This window comes from Nocardioides sp. Z43_10, assembly GCF_059766615.1.
Window position 1 is genome coordinate 75,128 of sequence record NZ_JCBAJY010000012.1, and the last position, 17,186, is coordinate 92,313.

Here is a 17,186-nt window from a genome sequence, read left to right on the forward strand (position 1 = left end):
TGTGAGCCCGTCGGCGGACCCTGTGTCACGCGTCACTCTCCCTAGGTATCGCTGACATATCCAATACTTTGTGGAGCGCCGATTCATGTCGGACAGGTATCAAGCAACCTCTATCGGTTGTTTCTGGTGTCTCAATAGAGTGGCGAAGATCACCCCATCGGAAGGACGCCCACTCTCGTGAAGAGCGCCAGCACCGCCGTCAGCCCAGCCGTCACCCTGGACGAACTGCTCGATCGGCTCGAGCTCACTGCATCGGACGGAGACCTGGTCGGGAGGCCCCAGTCGCACCCGGAGGACCGAGTCTTCGGCGGCCTGCTCCTCGCCCAAGCCGTGGTGGCCGCCGGGCGCTCGGTCCCCGTGCACCACCGGCCCTTCACCCTGCAGGCCGACTTCGTCGCCGGCGTCCCCACCGATGAGCCGCTTCGCTGGCGGGTGGAGCACGTCTCCGAGGCCGCCAGTCTGACCACGCGCCGCACCACCCTGGTCGCGCCCGACGGCACCGAGCGCTTCACCGCGCTGTCGCGTTGGGGGACGATCCGCGAGGACCTCCCCGACCACCGTCCAGCGCGGCACCGCGACGTCCCCGACCCCGAGGAGCTGCCGGGCCTGACAGAGCGGTTCGGCGACGACGAGCGGATTCCCACCTGGTGGCGCGCGGAGCGACCGGTGCACTTCCGGCACGCCGAGGCGCCGCCGTACGTCGAGACCACCCCCACCCAGGACCATCAGTCGGCCTGGGTGCGCGCCACGGGCCGCCTGCCCGACGACCCGGTGGTCCACGCCGCGCTGGTCGCCTACGTCACCGACATGAGCATCCTGGAGGGAGCGTTCCGCGCCCTGGGCTCCCAGCGGCACGCGCCCGGGAGCCGGATCCTGAGCCTGACCCACACCCTCGCCTGGCACGCTCACCCCGACCTGAGCCAGTGGCACCAGTTCGACAGCGACGTGCGTGCCGTCGCGCACGGGCGCACCCTCGGCGAGGGCAGGATCTTCGACCGCGACGGCCGCCACGTGGTGACCGCGGGCCAGGTCGGCCTCGTCAGGCTGGGCAGCTGAGCCGGGTCACACCCCCGTGGGAACTCCTGGCGGCGTAGGCAGGGCCACCTCCGAGGCCCGCAGGACCTCGCGCAGGGCCGGGTTGTCGTCCCCCTCGCGCCACGCCAATCGGGCGTAGACGGGCTCGCGCCCCTCGACCAGCGGCACCACCGCGACGCCGTCGACCGGCACATTGGCGACTGCGGTGTCGACGGTGAAGGTGATCCCGACACCCGCGGCGACCAGCGCGATCGCGGTCCACGAGTCCGGAGCGGCCTGCACGATGTCCGGCGCGAACCCGGCCTCGTGGCAGGACCTGATGAAGGCGTCCCGCACGCTGGAACCAGGGTCGGCCGGCAGGGAGACGAACGGCTCGTCACGACAATCGGCCATGCTCACCTCCTCCCGGCCGGCCAGCCGGTGCCCGGCCGGGACGGCGAGCACGTAGCGCTCCGCGGCCACCACCCGGGAGACGACACCCACCGGCTGTGCCGCGAAGCGCACGAACGCCAGGTCCATTCCCCCGTCGACGACCAGCCGCAGGCCCTCGTAGGCGTAGGTGACCGACTGCAGGCTGAGCTCGATCCCCGGGTGACTCTGGCGGACCAGACGGGCCAACTGGCTGATCAGCACGTGCGAGGAGGGGCCTGCGAACCCGACTCGGACCCGGCCCGTCTCCCCGATCCCGGCCGCGCGCACCGCCGACCTGGCCACCCGGACCGCCTCCAGGGCGTCCGAGGCAGGACGGATCAGTGCCTGCCCCGCCGTGGTGAGCCGAACGCTCCGGGTGGTGCGCTCGAAGAGCTGGGCGCCGAGATCCTTCTCCAGTTGCTTGATCGTGCGGCTCAGTGGCGGTTGGGCCATGTGCATCCGCTCGGCGGCGCGACCGAAGTGCAGCTCCTCGGCGACGGCGAGGAAGGCACGGAGCTGATGGAGGTCCATGCCCCAGTGATACCACCCACTGATATCACTGGGAACACAATCGGCGCACTATTAAGTATTGGACGCCGCCCAATCAAGCGGGCCATGGTTGCGACATGCCCCACACCGCTGACTCCTCGCTCCCCCTCGCCGGCATCACCGTCGTGGCGCTGGAGCAGGCCGTGGCTGCACCGCTGGCCACCCGCCACCTCGCGGACCTCGGTGCCCGGGTGATCAAGATCGAACGGGTGGGCGAGGGCGACTTCGCCCGCAACTACGACCACGCGGTCCACGGCCTCGCCTCGCACTTCGTCTGGCTCAACCGGGGCAAGGAGTCGGTCGCGCTTGACCTCAAAGACCCCGAGGGCCTGGCCGTCGGCAAGCAGCTGATCGCCGGCGCAGACGTCTTCGTGCAGAACTCCGCCCCCGGAGCCGCCACACGACTCGGTCTCGAAGGTGAGCAGCTACGGATCGACAACCCCGGCCTCGTCGTGGTCAACATCTCCGGCTACGGCACCGACGGTCCCCGGCGGGACCGCAAGGCCTACGACATGCTGATCCAGGCCGAGACCGGGCTGATCTCGGTCACGGGCACGCCTGAGACCGCGACCAAGACGGGAGTCCCGAGCTCGGACATCGCCGCCGGCCTCTACACCGCCCAGTCCGTGCTGGCCGCGCTGCTGCGCCGGGCTCGCACTGGCGAGGGCGCGGTCGTCGACGTCTCCATGTTCGACGCCACGGCGGAGTGGCTGGGCCACCCGATGTACATGCAGATGTACGCCGGCCGCCAGATCCCCCGGATGGGGCTGAGCCACGCCTCGATCGCGCCGTACGACGCCTATCCCACCAGCGACGGCCAGATCCTGATCGGCGTCCAGAACGACCGCGGGTGGAGCGCGCTCGCCGACGTCCTCGAGCGTCCCGATCTGGCGGTCCACCCCCGCCTGGCCACGAACGTCCTGCGGGTGCGCAACCGCGCTGAGTGCGACCGGGTGGTCGCCGAGCTGACGATCCGGCAGACCACCGCAGAGCTCGACGGCCGGCTCGCCGCCGCCGGGGTGCCGGCTGCCCAGCTCAACGACATGCAGGGCCTCATCGACCACCCGCAGCTCTCCGCCCGCGACCGCTGGCGCGAGATCGAGAGCCCGGCCGGCCCGTTGCGCGCCCTGCTCCCCCCCACCACCTTCCGCGACGTCGAGCTCCCCATGGGCGCGGTCCCCGCCCTCGGCGAGCACACCGCGGACGTGCTGCGCGAGCTCGGCCTGGATGCCGCCCACATCTCCCGGCTCCGCGAGTCCGGCGCCGCGCAGGTGGCTGCCCCCGCCGCCGCCGCGCGCTGACCGACCGATCGCTGACCGACCGACAGCCGAGTCCCAAGCACCGACCCATCCAGCAGAGGGAGCCCCATGGAGACCGAAGAGTTCGCCGCAGTCCTCGACGCGGTCCGCACGTTCGTGCGCCGCGAGGTCGTGCCGGCCGAGGAGGAGATCGAGGAGACCGACCGGATTCCCGACCGGATTCGCGAGCAGGCGGCGGCCATGGGGTTGTTCGGCTATGCGATCCCCGAGGAGCACGGCGGCCTGGGCTTCTCGATGTCGGAGGAGGTCCGGCTGGCGATCGAGCTCGGCTGGACCACTCCGGCCTTCCGCTCGATGTTCGGCACGAACAACGGCATCGCCGGCCAGGTGCTGGTCAACTTCGGCACCGACGAGCAGAAGAAGCGGCTCCTGCCGGCACTGGCCTCCGGCGAGAGCGTTGCCTCCTTCGCCCTGACCGAGCCCGAGGCCGGCTCCGACCCCAGCGGGATCCGGACCCGCGCCGTGCGCGCCGACGGCGGTTACGTGCTCAACGGCCAGAAGCGGTTCATCACCAACGCCCCGGACGCGGATCTCTTCATGGTCTTCGCCCGCACCGACGACTCCACCTCCGGCACCCAGGGCATCTCCGTCTTCGCCGTGGACGCCAGGACCGAGGGCATCGAGGTCGGCCCCAAGGACGCCAAGATGGGCCAGCGCGGCGCCACCACCAGCGAGGTCTCCTTCACCGACGTCCGGGTCCCCGCCGCCGACCTGGTCGGCGGGGTGGAGGGCGAGGGGTTCGGGGCCGCGATGCGCTCCCTGGCCAAGGGCCGGCTGCACATCGCCGCCCTCTGCGTGGGCATGGCCCGGCGCCTGATCAAGGAGAGCGTCGACTACGCGGCGTCCAACCGCCAGGGTGGCACCCCGATCGGGGAGTTCCAGCTGGTCCAGGCGCTGCTCGCCGAGTCCGAGGCTGAGGCCTATGCCGGCCACGCGATGGTGCTGGAGGCGGCCCGGGCCTACGACGACGGCAGCGATCAACGGCTCGCGCCGTCGAGCAGCAAGCTCTTCTGCACCGAGATGGTCGGCCGGGTCGCGGACCGCGCGGTCCAGGTGCACGGCGGCATGGGTTACATGCGCTCGGTCCCGGTGGAGCGGTTCTACCGCGACGCCCGGCTCTTCCGGCTCTATGAGGGCACCAGCGAGGTGCAGAAGATCATCATCGCCAAGCAGCTGCTGCGCGGGGCGGCGCGATGACGGCCCAGGCGAGGGCGGCCCAGGCCCCGCCCGGTGACCGGCCCGCGGTCCGGGTCGAGGACCACGGCGCCGTCCGGGTCCTCACCCTGGACCGCCCGGAGCGGCGCAACGCCCTCGACCTCCCGGACCGCCGAGAGCTGCTGGCTGCCCTGCGCGTCGCCAGCGCCGCGCCCGGCTGCCGGGCGTTGGTGCTGACCGGCGCGGGAGCCTTCTTCTCCGCCGGGGGCGACATCAACTCGATGTCGCCGGACCCCGAGGTCTCGCGCCAGCGCCTCGACGTGGTGAACGAGGTCACCCGCGAGCTGGTCGGCACCGACCTCCCCGTCCTCAGCGCGGTGGAGGGCGGAGCCTTCGGGCTCGGCCTGGCGCTGGCCTGTGCCGGGGATCTGGTGGTGACCGGTGCCTCCGCCCGCTTCTCGGCCTCCTTCGCCAGGATCGGGCTCGCCGCCGACACCGGCCTCTCGTGGACTCTCCCCCGCCGGGTCGGGCCCGGCCGAGCGCGCGTCATGCTCCTGACCGCGCGGACCGTCGAGGCTCACGAGGCCGAGCGGATCGGCCTGGTCGACGAGGTGGTCGAGGACGGGACGGCGCTCGAGCGCGCCTTGGAGCTGGCCGGAAGGCTCGCGTCCTTCTCAGCCCCCGCCACCGCCGCGACCAAGCAGCTGCTCGCGGCGTGTGGCGGGACCCTCGACGAGCTCCTCGAGGCCGAGGCGCGGATCCAGGTCGAGCTCCTGGCAGGGCCCGACTTCGCGGAGGGACGCGCGGCCTTCCTCCAGCGCCGGGCCGCGACCTTCACCCAGCCCAGTCAGCGCGGAAGCGGCGAGTAGAAGACGAGGGGGTTGCCCTGGTTGTCGTAGACGACCGCGCGTCGTTCGTGCGCGTCGTTGTAGGCGGCCCGGATCACGGCGCCGCCGGCCTTCTCGACCGCGACGACGGCCGCGTCGACGTCCGCGGTCTTGATGCCGGGGACGACCCGGCCGGGGAGGGGGTGGTCGACGGCGGTGGCCAGGGCCAGGGTGAGCGATCCGCCGTCGAGGGCGGCGAAGTGGGCGCCGTCGCGGAACTTCAGCGTCATGCCGAGGCTCTCGGTGTAGAACTCGATCGACTCGTCGAGGTTCTCGGTGCTCAGCATCAGCATCCGCACGTCGTAGTCGCTCACGCGGCATCCTCCAGCCTCAGGGCCCGGTCGCCCGCGCGGGACTCCGGATGAGCCCGTGGGCCGGGTCGGATCCTCACCCTAGACCCGGCTCGAGGTCGCCCGGCCGGGGGCAGCGACTCCTGCGCGTGAGGCTCAGTCCCCCACGGTGGACGCGGTCGCCTCGGCGATCAGCGTCGCGGCGTCCTCGGGGAGCAGGAAGCCGCCGTCGACCGCAGCCTGGGCCGCCTGCGTGAAGCGCTCGACGTACGTGGTGTGGCTGCCGTAGAGCTCGCGCAGCCGCGCGGCGTCGAAGCGGATGGTGAACCCGTTCAGCGGCACCATCGTGGTGTCGCCGGAGAGGGTGGCCACCGGCACGTCGACCTGCGGGCTGCGGACCCCGCCCAGGGCGTTGCCGTGGGCGTCGCGGTCGATCGCGCCGTCGGCGGTGCGGATCGGCTCGGCGCTGGCGGGTGCGACGCCGTCCACGATCCAGGTGCGCATCGCCCGCAGCGCGGCGGAGGCGAGGTAGCGCTGGGGTCCGTCGTTGACCAGGCCGAGCACCGGCGACAGGTCGCGGGCGCCCTCGAACTGGCGCTGGTACATGGCGTTCATGATCGCCACCAGGTACCGGTCGGAGTGCGCGGTGCCGGCCAGCTCCCAGGTGCGGATCAGGTCGGTGTCGGGCTGGCGGGCGGCGCTGAACATCGTGTCGGGGGCGCCGCCGCCGGTCTCGAAGAGCTCGGTCTCGGAGACCAGCTGCATCACCGGCACGTCGAGGTCGGTGCGCACCCGCACCGGGGAGGGGGCGTCCGGGCCGGCCGGGCCCTGCGGGGCGGCGCCCTCGGTCTGCTCGCCGAGCGGGGCGTTGACGCCGGAGCGGGCGTGCACGATCAGGCCGTCGTAGACGTCGGCGACCGGCTGGATGGCGTTGGCGTAGGTGATCATCCGGAACGCCGACTGCGACTGCCCGGCGGCGATCAGGTGCTCGACCTCCATCCCGGGCAGCGGGTCGACTCCGGCGGCCGAGCGCAGCGCCCGGCCGGCCTGGCTGAAGATGTCGTAGGAGTAGGCGTCGCCGGGGTGCACCAGGTCGCCGTAGCGCGCCGGGTCCCAGTCGCGCAGGCCCCGGACGCTCTCGCCGACGGTGCTGGCACCGCCGAGGCTGTTCACACCGACGCTCTGCGCGGAGACGCCCACCCAGGCGTAGCCCTGGCGCAGCAGCTCGTCGTACATGTAGGGGAAGGCGACGTCGGCGTCGGAGTTGCCGGAGACGTTGAGCCACTCCACCAGCACGGTGCCGTTGAAGTCCGCGGCGTCCTCGGGCGCGCGCACCAGCAGCCGGGTCCGGTACGGCGCGGTGTCCTGCGCGCGCACTCCCCACTCGCCGTTCGAGGTCCAGGCGCCGGCGCGCTGGTACGACGTGGCGGTGCCGCTGAGGAAGTACTCGGTCTCCGCGTAGCCGTGGGAGGCCAGATCCAACGTGGTCGCGGTCCCGGGGAAGCCGTGCTCCCCGCCGGTGACAGGGCCGGTGATCCGCGGTTGCGCGGCCTGGCAGTCCCGGAAGTCGCGGCGGGCGGCGACCAGCGCCGTCCTCGCCGCGGCGCGCCGGGCCTTCGCCTGGCGCAGCTGGGTCCCGGCTCGCTTCCTCGCTCCCCTGGCCTCGGCCAGCCGCGCGCGCTTCTTCGGCGTCGGGTGGGCCGCGAACCGCTTCCTGGCCCGCTCGACGGCTCGGTCGGCGCGCGTCCAGGTGGCGGCGCGCTTGGCGACCGCCTTCTGGGCCTTCACCAGCGCCTTCTCGGCGCCGGTGAGGGCCTGCTGCTGGGACGCACAGCCGATCGGTTCGCTCGCCACCGGGCCGGCGACGGACGGCACCGTGGGGCCGAGGCTCAGCCCGGCCAGGGCCAGGAGGAGCACGAGGGAGCGGAGGACATGACCGAACAAGGCGGGCTCCTGACTCGACCGGCTGCTCGGCGGCACCGCGGTCAGCTGATGCGCCGCGGGTCTCCACGGCAGGGTCACCCTAGGCGGCACGTGACGCGGGTCACAGGCACTTCCCGCTGGGCGGAACCACGGACGTCGGGCTCGGTTCATCCGCGGCAGGTGAGCCGAGCGAACCGGCCCCCAGCGTGGCGGCCAGCATCGCGATCGACGGGGCCACCACGTGTCAGGACCTCGCCCCCTGCCCCTCGGAGCCGCGGGCCCAGGCGCCGACCCGACCGGGATCGTCGGTGATCGCCCGCCCGACGACCGCCGCCACCAGGACGCAGAACGCCACGACGTACAGCCACGCCAGATAGGTGAACGCCACCCCGATCGAGCCGTAGCGATCGGCGCTGACCTCGAGCGCGTGCGGCAGCCAGACGGCCGATGCCGGGCGCACCACCAGCATCAGCGCCGCGAAGAGGAGTCCCGCCGGCACCAGGCGCCGCAACCGGACGGCCCCCGAGAGCAGCAGCCAGGGCACGAAGACCATCAGCAACAGATCGCAGGCGAAGGCCACCACCCGCCGCCAGACCTCCCCCGGGGGGACGGCGGCGGCGAACCCACTCACGGCCCGCACCACGACCAGCCGACAGCGCCATCGTGACCACCACCGCCAGCCATCGCCAGGCCACCCGCAAGCTGCTCTTGGGCCGCGGCAGCTCCCAGACCGCCGCGAAGGCACGGGTCAGCGCTCGCGACAGGCTGGTCGCCGATGCGAACACGATGAGGGCGCCCACCACGCCGAAGCCGGTTCCCCCGGAGGTGTGGACCGCCTCGTCCAGCACCGAGCGGGACCCCTGGGGCAGAAGGACCGCGTCCGCGACCCGGCCGGTGTGGTCGTCGTCCAACCACGTGGCGAGCAGGATCAGGATCGGGAACACCGACGTGAAGAACTGGGCAGCGATCGTCATCGAACGGTCGAAGATCTCGATCTGCACGCAGGACGCCACACTGCGGAACACGATCCCGCCGAGCCCGCGGGACAGCAACCGGAGGATCGGGCGCCGCAACCGCTGCGGCAGGCGCTCGAGAGCCGCGTACGCCGCGGCCTCGGCCGAGCCGGGAGCCGGCGCCCCGGGCGGCAACTCAGCGTCCGTGCGGGACGTGCCCATCGGGGCCCTCCTCCCGATCGCCGCTGGTCTCAGCCTGTCGCCTCCCCCGTCGCGCGTCATCCCTCGTGGGTGAGGAGTTCTGCCGCACAGCCCGTTGCTCGCAGCTCCGCGACGGCGATCCGTTCGGCGATCCGTTCGGCGGACCTCTGGCCGCCGACCTCGAACGGCACGACCTGGTCGTCGTCGCCGTGGACCACCAGGGTGAGGACGTCAAAGGCGTCGAGGTCGGTGTAGAAGTCGGTGGTGGAGAACGCAGTGATGCACTCGTAGGCGTTGCGGTGACCGGCCTGCCCTGGCACCAGAACGCGTCCGGTGCCGTGTCGGCCGATGTAGCGGGCCACCTCGCCGCCGCCGGTGGAGAAGGCACCAGGGTCAGGTCGTTCAGGTCGAGAGTGTCGACGAGGCAGGTGAGGTGGTCGGCGTAGGTGTCCATGTCGTTGCCAAACCTGCTTTGGCTGGAGCGTCGTGGCCTCGGCGGTCGTGCGCGATGACCCGGTAGCGGTGGTCGGCGAGCGGGAGCATCTGGGCCTCCCAGCTGTCCGCTTCTGACCTGCGGTTTTAATGATTCCCGGCTCAGCGTGACGGGCTTGACGGACGCGTTCATGAGGCGCACGGCAGGGGTGCCTATGCACCCCAGTGGTTGGCCGGGCAGAAGGTCAAGGGCCACCCCCTCGCCGGCCGGACCCGCGATCACTACCAGGACCTGCTGGAGCGCTTCATCCTCCCCACGTTCGGTGGTGTGCCCCTCAGGGACATCCCCCCGCGGCCGTCACTGACTGGTACGGCGCCGCTTGATCGGGACTGCTGCACGGATAAGTGCCACCTGATCTGTAGCGCCGCGCAGCGTTGCCCGAGGGATGCCCGGTCCCGCTAGTCCGGCGCTAAGGAACCTAGAAGCCAGGCCGTGAGCGTCTCTCCGCGACCATAAGGCCGACTCGGGCGAGCCATCAGCCTTCAGAGTCCTCGGCATCGCCGGCTGACCGACCACGGCCCGATCTCAGCCGGCCCGGCAACGCCTGCACCGACCTGCGCGCACCGCCGACACCCTCCCGGACGCGGCCGAGGGCAACGCCTCCCCCGCGCCGGGCCGCGCCGATGCCCTCGGCCCCGGTCTCGACAGCCCGGTCGCGAACCTCACCCGCCGCGGCCGACCAACGGCGTACCTCCACTGCCTCACCGGTCGACTCCAAGCCGAGCAGCCCGTGGAAGTCGGTGATCGAGCCACTCACCTGGTCACTGGCGCGCACCGCTTTGGGCGATGCAGCCGGGTGCAGCAATACCTTGTCGTTGGCGGTGCCGGCCGCCGAGACGATCCGCGTCAGCAGCCGCTCGGTGGCCCTGCCGATGTCGGTGAGGCGCTTGCGGCGCGCCTCTTCCAGACCGCGCCGGTGATCGTCGACCCCCGCCGGGGACGCGTCGAGCACCCGGTCGAGCTCGAGGACGTCGAGCCCTTCTTGGAGCTGGAACGTCCGGGCCAGCACCACCAACCACTCCTGCGTCGATTCCGCGGCGGCCGCGGTGGCGTCCGCGATGTCCGACAGCTTTCCGGCAGACTCGAGCTTGCCGGCCAGTGCATCGAGCTGTCCCAACGCGTAGCCCTGGACCTCAGCGATGGTGGTGGACAGGTTCTGCACCTTCGACCACGTCACTGCGTCGACCTTGCCTCGGGCTTGACTGACCGTCATTGCCTCGTCGATCGCCATCCCTGCACCGGTCAGCCTCGAGACCACCGAGTCCTTCTGCGCCCGCAGGACGTCGTCCAGCTTCGCGTCGATGCGCACCAGGTAGTCGGTGATCTCGTCCATCGTCTGCTGCATCGCCAACTGCGCCATCATGCCGGCAGCGCCGGCCAACATGGCCGGGTTCGTGAGTGCAGTCCCCGGGCCGCGTACAAACTCGACGAAGCCTTTGACCTGGCCCTTGTCGCCTTTCAGCACCCCGGTCTTGAGGCCGCTCTTTGAGCTTTCCCTGAGTCCGTACTTCTTCATGGCCTCGGCCGATTCTTTGCTGAGCTTCACCCAGCGACCCGAGCTCGCGGCGATCTCCGAGCCGGCCTGCGCCGCCGCCGAGCCTGTCCCGAGCAGCCCGCTGAGGCGGCCCACTCCCAGACCCGTCGCTGTCGGCCGCGCAGCCATCAGCCCTTCAGAGGCGAGGAACCGCTCGACAGCGCTCGGCGCCCCGAACACAGCCAGGCCGTGGTCATCGGCCACCAGCTGGATCTCATTGCCCTCCAGGGGCTGGTCGTGACTCACGCGCTGTCCACCATCCTCAGTGCTCTGTCGGTACGTGCAAGTGCGAGTTTTGCTGCCAACGCCGACACCTCGGCACGCAGCGCGTCCGGCGACGCGGTGAGGTCGACCCGGTGGACTGCGATGGCGGCGTCGGTACCTCTCACCTCGTAGGCCGGCGGCGGGGTCCCCCCGTCGGCGTAGATCAGGTGCCCAGCGGTGAGGCCGAGGCGCGCGCAGTAGGTAACGAGCTGGTAGATGTCGGCGTTCGAGACTTTGCCCGCATCGTCGAGCACCTTGTACTTGGTGTCCGCGACGCCGCTCCATCCGGTGCCGGCGTCGCGCACCAGGTCAGGCCGGATCACCAGCGTCTGCCGTTGGTCGAGGGGCAGCGTCACCTGGGCGGACCAGGCAGGGTCGACCTCGGCCAGCAGGCGCGCCACGAGGCGCTCGAACAGGTGCGCCATGTTCACCCGGAACCCGTGGACGACGGTGTCACCCGCCGCGCTCTCCACGCTCACGTGCCGCAACGTCAACTCGGCCAACCCCAGCAGCGCGTGTAGCCGGGCGTTCAACCGCGTCGGCTGCCACGCCGGCAGCGCCGCCCCCGGCACCAGACGACCGGCCTCAATCAACATCCGGTCCACCCGCCTCAGATCCGTCTCCACCCCGGATGTCAGGCCGGGCAGAGCAAGCAGCGCCAGCGCGGCCGATCGGATCAGGCGGTTCTCCGCGGTGTCGACGGTCCACTCATCTACCGTCACCTCCAGCGGGCTCAGCTGGCCGAACCGTCGCAGGTACTGATCCCGGAGCCGCAACCGGCCTCGCAGCACCGGAAGCGTCTGGTCCTCGGTGCGGTAGCCCCGCAAGGGCCCCGTCGCGAGCGCGCGCTCAGCCTCCAGCACGAACATCCGGGCCAGGACGGCGGACAGGTCTGCGTCGTCCGCGACATCGACACGTTCATCGTCAACCGCCAGGTCCGCAGCACCGTCCGCCATTGCCAAGAGGCGCAGCACCTGCACTTCTCCGATCTTCGGCGCCACACGCACCACGAGGTCGCCGCGACCCACCGTCCCGACCCAGTACTCGGCCGTGACCCGCCAGCCCAGCTCGTCCGGGATTGCCTTCACCAACTGCGAGGTGTTCAGCGCGGCCGCCTCGGCCGTGGTCAGGTCTACCGGGTAGAGCGTCTGCCCCTCGGACAGCCGCTCCAGGTCACTGCGCGTCGGCACCGGCTTCACCAACCGGCGTCTCGGCGAGGCCGTCCAGCCCAAGATCACGCACCCATCCGGAGAACGGGTACCACGCGTCGACCTGTTGGTGCTTGCCGTAGTGGTGCTCGACAAGCATCGGACGAAGCTCGCGCCGCCACAGCCGATCAAGGGCTGCCGGAGTCTCGACGCCGTCCCGCATGAAGTACGACGGCCCGAACGCCAGCGCTGGGTCCAGACCCCGCTTGGCCATCTCAGCGTTGAGGCGATCGCGCAGGTCGCCCAACGCGATCGGGCGACCGGTGGCCTCGCACCAGCGGTGCAACATCCCCGCCAGCGCCGGCTCCTCCGACCCCATCGACAGGAACACGAACCGGCGCCGCATCGCTGCGTCCAGGAGCGCGATCGACCGGTCCGCGGTGTTCATCGTGCCGATGATGAACAGGTTTGGCGGCAACGCGAATCGCTCCCCCGCGCTGTAAAGCAGTTCTACCTCGGCTCCGCGGTACTCAAGCAAGAAATACAGCTCGCCAAAGACCTTCGCGATGTTGGCGCGGTTGATCTCGTCGATCACCAGCACGAAGGGCTTGCCGGGCGCGTTGCGCGCCTCCTCCGCGATCCGCTTCAGTGGCCCCGGTGTCACCGTCAACGACGCCCCACCGGCGTCGGACATGGCTACCGGCCTGAATCCCTCAACAAAGTCCTCATACGAGTACGTCGGGTGGAACTGCACAAGCGCGGACTGCGCCTCGGTGAGCCCACACGCGTCGAGAAGCGCCTGCACCATAAACGTCTTGCCGGTTCCCGGCGGGCCCTCCAGCACCACCTGGCGCCGCTCGTTCAAGCTGACCAGAAGCTCAGATATCCAGGACGGGTCTGCGTGGTGCAGCCGAGCCGCCAACACCTCTTCGTCGCAGGCCAGGACGGCGACCTCGGGTTGAGTCTGCTCGTCATGGCCCTCTTCGGACTCGACGCCGTCCGTGAGCGAATCGCCACCGTCGACGTCCTCGAGGTCGTCGGGCCGCACCGGCTCCTCGTCCTCCGGCCGTAGGTCGCCGAGAGCGCTGGCGATCTCGGTGAGGTCCAGAACATCTTCACCCTTGAACCGCAGCCGGCTGCGCACAGTCCCGGGCAGCGACTTCACCTCGGGTGCCAGGTCCGGGTACCACGCCACGGTCCGTGTCAGCAGCGTCATTCCGCCGATCGACTGCAATCGCGCAGGCTCGTCCTGCACGACGCCAAGGCGAAGCGCACCGCCGTCGACCGTCGCAACGAGATCGCCGTCGGACATCCCAAGCGCGAAGGACAGCACGTCGCGCTTCTTCGACTCCCGCTTCACCACCTGCAGGTCACCGTAGTGCTCGTCGACCAGGTCGCTCAGCGAGTTCTGCGACGGGTCCTTTGGCAACTGGGTGAGCTTCCCGACGGTGATCGACACGATCCCCTGTCGCACCCACGTCGGCACGCGGTTCTGCTGGTCGACCTCGCCCCGAACCAGCCAGGCGCGGCCTCCTTCTGCCGTGCTCCAGTCCTGCAGAAGCGGCGCCTGGTCGTAGCGCACCGGCGCCCCGTCGGACTCGGCCTGTAGGCGCAGCGTGATGCTCTTGAGGTCCTTCTCGACATCACCGGTCAGCGCATCTGCCTCCTTACCGAGCGCGGTGACGATCGCCGCGCGGTCCGCCGGCCGCAGCACGGTGGTGAACGACTCCGGGTGAACGACGACGCACAACAGGGCCGCGACGCGTGGATCCACGCCAGGTGCGGCGTCGGCGAGGTCACGGAACGCCCACGGGTCGTTCCAGAGGCCCTCGCGGTCATCAGCCGACTGCGCATGCCAGTGCACCGCCAGTTGCGCGAACGACGACAGCATCACCCACGGAGTCGCGATAAGCGCCTGTCCAGCGTGGACGAACCCCTGTTCCAGATGCGACGACATCTCCGAGGGCAGTCCGGGCGGCAGCTCGGACATCAGCAGGAGGGGGTTGCGCACGCGACTGCGCTTGGTGGACGCGACCATGTCACTCAACGGCCCAATGAGCACCACCCACATCTCGGTCGCCAACAACCGCGCCCTGTCCGACTCCAGCCCCGTCATGGGCCCGTCGGGATCGGGGTTGCCGACGAGGAAGTCCCTCAGCTCCCTCGCCGATGCTGCTCCCCACACGTCGGCGCCGGGGGCAAGCGCCGACTGGCCCGACCGCCACGCTGTTAGCACCGGCGTAATGGCCAGCCTGGCGTGGGAGAAGCCGGCACCGCCGCGGATGATCTCGGTGGCCGGTTCGATCCGGCCGGGGGACGGCGTGGACTTCCGAAGCGTGTCCCATTCGCGATAGGCCAGGTTGGCGGCCTCGTAGAGCGCCTGCGGCTCCGGGTGCTCGGTCAGCGCCACGGCGCCTTCCCGCGTCGCACGGAACCCACCGTCGGCGGTTGCGTGCAACCACCCCGCATGCTGGAAGCTGGTGGTGAGCAGCCAACCCAAGTTCGTCCACGCACGCACCGCGTCGTTCTTGGTGACGCTCTGGTCATAGTCGTTGAGCGGAACCCTGGCCGCAGCCAGCTTTTGCACCTCGGGGAAAGGCACGGGTCCCGGTTGTCCGACGAGCTCTTCAAGCGTCGCGCGAAGCCGCGCCCGGTAGCGCTGGGGCCACTCTGCGTCGGGCTGCATGTCCGCCGAGGACGGTGCCGGGTCGAGCATGGTGCTCATACGGACGTCTCAATGCGTGCGGTGGTCGGGCGCCCGGGGTGGCGGGGACGAACAGGACTCCGGTGGCGGCCGCGTCGGGCCTCCGCCCAAGGAACCGGCGCGTCGAAGGTGACGGGCGTCGGCGTGGGCTGCTGCTTCACAACCCCATACGTCATGACGAACCCCGAGGTGAACGCGCGGTAGTCATCGATCATCTGGTCGTGGACCTTGAAGACGTCCATATCCCCCTCATCTCACGGTCACAACCTGCGGCCCTCAACCTATGTCAGCCATCTGCCGCATAGTCGGAAATCGAGCGCCGCCGGGTGCAGATCTCGGGAGCTTCCCCTCGCGGTCCGGAAGGATCCATCCCATGACCGCCGCTCCCGTGCTCGGCCCTGACGACCCGCGCGCCGACGACGTGCGCGCCCTGCTGGCGCGCCACCTCACTTTCGGCCACGAACACAGTCCGCCCGAGGATGTGCACGCGCTCGACGTCGGCGGACTACTCGGCCCCGAGATGACCTTCTGCTCGCCCCGGATCGGCGGCACGCTGGTCGCCATCGGCGCGCTGCGCGACCTCGGCGACGGACACCTGGAGCTGAAGTCGATGCACACCGCCCGGGAGCACCGCGGCCATGGCCACGGACGCCGGATGCTGCACCACCTGCTCGCCCTCGCCCGCGAGCGCGGCGCCACTCGGATCAGCCTCGAAACCGGGCCGATGGACGCCTTCGCCCCCGCCCGCACGCTGTACGCCGCCGCCGGCTTCATGCCATGCGGGCCGTTCGGCGCCTACAAGCCCAGCCCGACAGCTGCTTCTTCACGCTGGCGCTCTGAAGGCTCTCGCGTGAAGAAGCGTGTCCAACAGCGAAAGCCCAGGCCGTAGGACCTGGGCTTTCTCGCTGGGCGATACTGGGTTCGAACCTTTGAGAATGGGGCTACCACGAGACCCCTCTCTAGGTCCATCTCTAGGGGTAAACTCGCAGGTCAGAGGCCGTTTCGTCCTTGGACAGGTTCGGACACTTCCGGACACGAAATGACGGCGTTATTCCCCAGTTATTCCCCGAAAGGCGATACTGATGGGCCAAAAGATTTCGTCCAAGCAGAGGGCTCGACGCGGCTTCGGACGGATCGAGGAACGGGACAACGGGCGCTACCGTGCGGCCTACACCGGGCCCGACCGTCGGCTCTACCGGGCACCGATGACGTTCGCTTCTCGGGACGACGCCGTGGCCTGGCTGTCGGCTCGTCGCGCCGAGATCGAGATGGAGGTGTGGGCCCCGGAGGTGGCGGCTCGCGGGGCGGCGAGCCGATCGGTGCCGACCCTGCAGGCGTACGCGGACATTTGGCTCGAGACCAGGAAGACCCAAGGGCGCGCGCTGCGACCCACGACCAGGCAGCAGTACCGGATGCTGCTCGACACGTTCATCTACCCGACGTTCGGCGACGAGCGCATCGACCGGATCTCGGCTGACGACGTGAACACGTGGTACGACGCCCTCGCGCCCGGACGCGAAACGATTCGCGCCCACGCCTACAGCCTCCTCCGCACCATCTTCGCCAGCGCCGCTTCGGAGCACCCCCATCCTCTGGTCCCCTACAACCCGGCTCAGATCCGCGGAGCCGGCAGCGCGAAGCGCGCCCACCACGTTCAGCCGGCCAGTCTCGAAGAACTCAGGACGATCGTCGAAGAGATGCCGGATCGCTACAAGCTCATGACGCTCCTGGCCGCGTGGTGCGCCATGCGCTTCGGCGAGCTGACCGAGCTCCGCCGCGGCGACATCGACCTCCGCACCGGACGGGTGAAAGTACGCCGAGGCGTGGTTCGGGTCGACGGTGAGTTCATCATCGGCCCACCCAAGACCGACGCCGGCATACGCGACATCGCCATCCCGCCTCACCTGCTGCCGCTGGTGAAGGACCACCTCTCAAACCACACCGCACCCGGCAGGGAATCGCTGCTCTTCCCGGCCGCGGGCGACAGCAACCGCCATATGGCTCCGGCGACGCTCTACAAGGTCTACTACCCGGCCCGAGAGGCGGCGGGCCGTCCGGATCTCCGGTGGCACGACCTCCGCCACACCGGCGCTGTCCTGGCCGCGCAGACCGGCGCCACGCTCGCAGAGCTCATGGGTCGCCTCGGTCACTCGACCCCCGGTGCGGCGATGCGCTACCAGCATGCGGCTGCTGACCGCGACGCTGAGATCGCCCGGCGCCTTTCGGAGCTGGCTGGCTCATAGGCGGCTACTAGACGATTCCCGTAGGACCGGCGTCCGGCCAGACTCGGTCCAGGTGATCGGCGGGCAGCTCTCTATGC

Annotated in this window: 16 protein-coding genes; 7 read left to right on the plus strand and 9 right to left on the minus strand. The window is 70.4% G+C overall.

Translation table 11 applies throughout. The features are described 5' to 3' along the window. Nucleotides 1–177 precede the first annotated feature (177 nt). A complete protein-coding gene (locus AC6EI4_RS18315) occupies nucleotides 178–1,056 on the plus strand; it encodes an acyl-CoA thioesterase (protein ID WP_498452333.1) in 879 nt (292 codons plus the stop codon). A 6-nt stretch (nucleotides 1,057–1,062) separates the two neighbouring features. On the opposite strand, the gene AC6EI4_RS18320 is transcribed toward AC6EI4_RS18315, so the two are convergent. After that, entirely contained in the window at nucleotides 1,063–1,977 is a 915-nt protein-coding gene (locus AC6EI4_RS18320; protein WP_498425121.1) for a LysR substrate-binding domain-containing protein, read from the minus strand. A gap of 95 nt (nucleotides 1,978–2,072) precedes the next feature. Here AC6EI4_RS18320 and AC6EI4_RS18325 point away from each other — a divergent pair, with 95 nt between their 5' ends. The 3 genes from AC6EI4_RS18325 (at nucleotide 2,073) to AC6EI4_RS18335 (ending at nucleotide 5,338) form a co-directional block, all read left to right on the plus strand. Continuing rightward, entirely contained in the window at nucleotides 2,073–3,296 is a 1,224-nt protein-coding gene (locus AC6EI4_RS18325; protein WP_498425120.1) for a CaiB/BaiF CoA transferase family protein, read from the plus strand. Nucleotides 3,297–3,362: 66 nt separating this feature from the next. Continuing rightward, the gene (locus AC6EI4_RS18330; protein ID WP_498452334.1) at nucleotides 3,363–4,511 is read left to right on the plus strand and encodes an acyl-CoA dehydrogenase family protein; all 1,149 of its coding nucleotides are present in this window, start codon (nucleotides 3,363–3,365) and stop codon (nucleotides 4,509–4,511) included. Then, a complete protein-coding gene (locus tag AC6EI4_RS18335; protein WP_498452335.1) occupies nucleotides 4,508–5,338 on the plus strand; it encodes an enoyl-CoA hydratase/isomerase family protein in 831 nt (276 codons plus the stop codon). Before AC6EI4_RS18330 ends, AC6EI4_RS18335 begins: the two co-directional genes overlap by 4 nt. Here AC6EI4_RS18335 and AC6EI4_RS18340 read toward each other — a convergent pair. From AC6EI4_RS18340 to AC6EI4_RS18350, 3 genes are all read right to left on the minus strand, one after another. Then, nucleotides 5,317–5,670: a VOC family protein gene (locus AC6EI4_RS18340; protein WP_498452336.1), complete on the minus strand. Its 354-nt coding sequence runs from the start codon at nucleotides 5,668–5,670 to the stop codon at nucleotides 5,317–5,319. The two genes, AC6EI4_RS18335 and AC6EI4_RS18340, sit on opposite strands and share 22 nt — an antisense overlap. A 132-nt stretch (nucleotides 5,671–5,802) precedes the next feature. Further along, nucleotides 5,803–7,590 carry an alpha/beta hydrolase domain-containing protein gene (locus AC6EI4_RS18345; protein WP_498452337.1) on the minus strand — a complete coding sequence of 596 codons (1,788 nt, stop codon included), beginning with the start codon at nucleotides 7,588–7,590 and terminating at the stop codon, nucleotides 5,803–5,805. 223 nt (nucleotides 7,591–7,813) lie between these two features. Beyond that, nucleotides 7,814–8,200: a hypothetical protein gene (locus tag AC6EI4_RS18350; RefSeq protein WP_498452338.1), complete on the minus strand. Its 387-nt coding sequence runs from the start codon at nucleotides 8,198–8,200 to the stop codon at nucleotides 7,814–7,816. Nucleotides 8,201–8,232: 32 nt separating this feature from the next. Here AC6EI4_RS18350 and AC6EI4_RS18355 point away from each other — a divergent pair, with 32 nt between their 5' ends. Continuing rightward, nucleotides 8,233–8,817 (plus strand): hypothetical protein, encoded by a 585-nt coding sequence (locus AC6EI4_RS18355; protein ID WP_498452339.1) that lies wholly within the window; start codon nucleotides 8,233–8,235, stop codon nucleotides 8,815–8,817. On the opposite strand, the gene AC6EI4_RS18360 is transcribed toward AC6EI4_RS18355, so the two are convergent. The 5 genes from AC6EI4_RS18360 to AC6EI4_RS18380 form a co-directional block, all read right to left on the minus strand. Then, nucleotides 8,801–9,085 carry an alpha/beta fold hydrolase gene (locus AC6EI4_RS18360; RefSeq protein ID WP_498452340.1) on the minus strand — a complete coding sequence of 95 codons (285 nt, stop codon included), beginning with the start codon at nucleotides 9,083–9,085 and terminating at the stop codon, nucleotides 8,801–8,803. The genes AC6EI4_RS18355 and AC6EI4_RS18360 overlap by 17 nt on opposite strands. 606 nt (nucleotides 9,086–9,691) lie before the next feature. After that, a complete protein-coding gene (locus AC6EI4_RS18365; protein ID WP_498452341.1) occupies nucleotides 9,692–10,996 on the minus strand; it encodes a hypothetical protein in 1,305 nt (434 codons plus the stop codon). After that, on the minus strand, nucleotides 10,993–12,213 hold the full coding sequence (locus AC6EI4_RS18370; protein WP_498452342.1) for an McrC family protein: 1,221 nt from the start codon (nucleotides 12,211–12,213) through the stop codon (nucleotides 10,993–10,995). Before AC6EI4_RS18370 ends, AC6EI4_RS18365 begins: the two co-directional genes overlap by 4 nt. Next, nucleotides 12,188–14,887: an McrB family protein gene (locus AC6EI4_RS18375; RefSeq protein WP_498452343.1), complete on the minus strand. Its 2,700-nt coding sequence runs from the start codon at nucleotides 14,885–14,887 to the stop codon at nucleotides 12,188–12,190. The genes AC6EI4_RS18370 and AC6EI4_RS18375 overlap by 26 nt, the downstream gene beginning before the upstream one ends. Further along, nucleotides 14,884–15,108, minus strand: a complete 225-nt coding sequence (locus AC6EI4_RS18380) for a hypothetical protein (protein WP_498452344.1) — start codon at nucleotides 15,106–15,108, stop codon at nucleotides 14,884–14,886. The genes AC6EI4_RS18375 and AC6EI4_RS18380 overlap by 4 nt, the downstream gene beginning before the upstream one ends. A gap of 131 nt (nucleotides 15,109–15,239) precedes the next feature. Between AC6EI4_RS18380 and AC6EI4_RS18385 the strand changes: the two genes are divergently transcribed. After that, on the plus strand, nucleotides 15,240–15,755 hold the full coding sequence (locus AC6EI4_RS18385) for a GNAT family N-acetyltransferase (protein WP_498452345.1): 516 nt from the start codon (nucleotides 15,240–15,242) through the stop codon (nucleotides 15,753–15,755). Nucleotides 15,756–15,948: 193 nt separating this feature from the next. Beyond that, nucleotides 15,949–17,109, plus strand: a complete 1,161-nt coding sequence (locus AC6EI4_RS18390; protein WP_498452346.1) for a tyrosine-type recombinase/integrase — start codon at nucleotides 15,949–15,951, stop codon at nucleotides 17,107–17,109. Nucleotides 17,110–17,186: the final 77 nt, after the last annotated feature.